The organism is Salinibacterium sp., from assembly GCF_031364185.1.
Lineage (GTDB): Bacteria > Actinomycetota > Actinomycetes > Actinomycetales > Microbacteriaceae > Rhodoglobus.
The window spans coordinates 1-2,215 of sequence record NZ_JANLVV010000116.1 but is presented as its reverse complement, the minus strand read 5'-3'; the positions used below and the strand labels follow the sequence as shown (position 1 = coordinate 2,215).

General features: G+C 61.0%; 3 protein-coding genes. All 3 read right to left on the bottom strand.

Features of this window, described 5'->3' with window-relative positions:
- Positions 1-508, bottom strand: a 508-nt coding sequence (locus RMN95_RS05320; RefSeq protein ID WP_309615909.1) for a hypothetical protein, incomplete at its 3' end; no start/stop codon positions are given.
- Between the two features lie 948 nt (positions 509-1,456).
- Positions 1,457-1,732 carry a hypothetical protein gene (locus RMN95_RS05315; protein ID WP_309615908.1) on the bottom strand — a complete coding sequence of 92 codons (276 nt, stop codon included), beginning with the start codon at positions 1,730-1,732 and terminating at the stop codon, positions 1,457-1,459.
- Between the two features lie 194 nt (positions 1,733-1,926).
- Positions 1,927-2,215, bottom strand: a 289-nt coding sequence (locus RMN95_RS05310; protein WP_309615907.1) for an HpcH/HpaI aldolase/citrate lyase family protein, incomplete at its 5' end; no start/stop codon positions are given.

The window sequence follows — 2,215 nt, the reverse complement described above, 5'->3', positions numbered from 1 at the left end:
CCCCGGAGGTGCACACCTTCAACGTCACCCCGGTGGTCTTGTCGTAGATCCGGATGAAATAACTGCCGTTCGTGACACCGACATCCTGATTCGCCGACGCCGTCAACAACACCGTCTCACCCGCCGCGAACATGGTCTTATCCGCCGTCAACGCCACCGTCCACGGCTTCCGGGCGACAGTCACCTGATTGCTGGTGAGACTGTTCACCGTTGCTACATAGATGCGAGGAGGCCCCGTGTAGAAGGACACCGAAGCCAACGTGCACACCGTCCCGGTCGTACACGACTTCAACGTCGCACCAGACGTAACATCGACGATGCTGATCACCGAAGCGGTCGTCTCGACATCCGCATCAGTCGTCGCCGTCAGCGTGGCGGATTGCCCGAGAGCCAACTCCTCACGATCAGTAGTGAGATTGATGAACGAAGGCAGTGCCGGCGGTGAGGAAGCCGTTACCGGAGGCTGCGCGGCCACCGCAGAGAAGGTGTTCCACGATGACACGGGCATCAACAGCCCTGCTACCAGCGAGAGGACTAAGACTATAGCTGTCGGCGCCGGCCCCAACCAATGCCTACCCGCAAGGATCATCGGTTTTGGAGAGTGCTTATTCACGAACGTGCCCCCGGTGTCGCCCTGCTATCCGCTCTAACGCGAGAAACGGGAGGTTCACTCGCATATGAACGCTAGCGCAACCGATCCACGCCCAGACCACCCCAGAAAGGGGGCCAATGTGGTGCGACGATGCGCGAATAAATCGTGCGGGGTTTGGTTCCGCTTCCTTTGGGAGGATGGATTATGCCCTATCAGTTTGCGCTGCTTATTCTCGCCGGAGTATGCCGTGGTCTACTGGCTCCCTGCCTCCGGCTTCTCATCGTCGGAGTCCCCCTCGGCGACGTTCTCACGCGCTTATCTCGCGCATCGCCGCTCGGCTTGGCGCCAGCAGCGTTAAGGCGTCGCCGGCAATATCGATCCCGCCGAGCGCACTCGTCATGTGTCCGTCGATCTGGGCGCTGCACTGAATCATCGCGTTGGCACACGATTGAGGACCGCCCCTGGTGACGCATCCACTGGACGAGAATCGTAAACGTCCAGTCCATTTCGGACTCTAGACCCGCCCTCGGAGAGGTGGGGATGGTGCTGAGAGAGCGTGTGTGCGTCTTGGTCACGGTGAAGGCGTCGCCTGACCCGTCGAAGGCGTATAGGGGAACCGTATGTGTGGCCGGAGTCCGCCTGGACGATGACGGGTCGGGGGCGTGGGTGCGCATCTACCCGGTTGAGTTCCGACATTTGGATAGCGAGTTGCAGTTCGAGAAGTTCGAGTTGATCGAGGAGGACCTCACACGATCGTGGACGGACGCACGGTCCGAGAGCTTCCGCCCGAATTGGGAGACGATGATCAGATAGAAAAATGGAGGCGACTTTAAGACCTATTCTTCGGAGGCGTGTAGTCCGATCCTAGAGAAACTCGTCGGTCCAACGATGTGCGATCTCCGCGCCGGAGTCGACGCCGACCTCAACGCTCAATCCCTTGGTCTGGTGGAGGCGCGACGACTCAAGCCGTTGCACTTCGAGGACCACGGTCCCTAGACAGAAGCACAGGCGGCGAGCATGACCGCGGTTATGAGCCAGCCCGACCTGCTCGGAGGCGTCGATAAGACGCCGGTTCCCATCGCACCCCGATGTAGAGGCCGTGCGGCTCGACTCGAGTGTCTCGTCCAACGTTCTGGCCATCACTGTGCTCCGTTGCATAGCTCGATCGTGTTGTGCCGTGTGGCGCATTCCGGCGCGGGCACCAGATTGTTACGTCACGGTACGCCGGGCGCGGTATTGTGCGCAATTGTGTCCGAACAAATTGAGCAGAACGCACAATCCGTACTTCTCGAAGCGCCGCAGGCAGCACTAGTTGCGCATTGTGTGCCACCCGCTCAGCGACGGTAGGCCTGCACCCTTCGGGCCTGTCGCAGTATCGGCTCGTCGACCATCTGCCCCTCGAAGCGAAACACCCCGGGAGAAGACTCCGCAGCGAGCAGCAGTCGCTGTGCCCACCGCAGTTCTTCCTCGGTCGGCGCATATGCGGCCCTGATGGTGTCGACCTGGCTCGGGTGGATGCACGCGGTCGCCGAGAAGCCGACGGCAGCGGCATCCATTGCCTCGGCTCGTAACCCCTCGAGATCGGTGATGTCGAGGTGGACGGCATCGATGGCCGCCTTGCCG

Bases quoted from the DNA above. Each gene is read 5' to 3' on its own strand.
- RMN95_RS05315 (WP_309615908.1), bottom strand. From the start codon at position 1,732: ATGGCCAGAACGTTGGACGAGACACTCGAGTCGAGCCGCACGGCCTCT.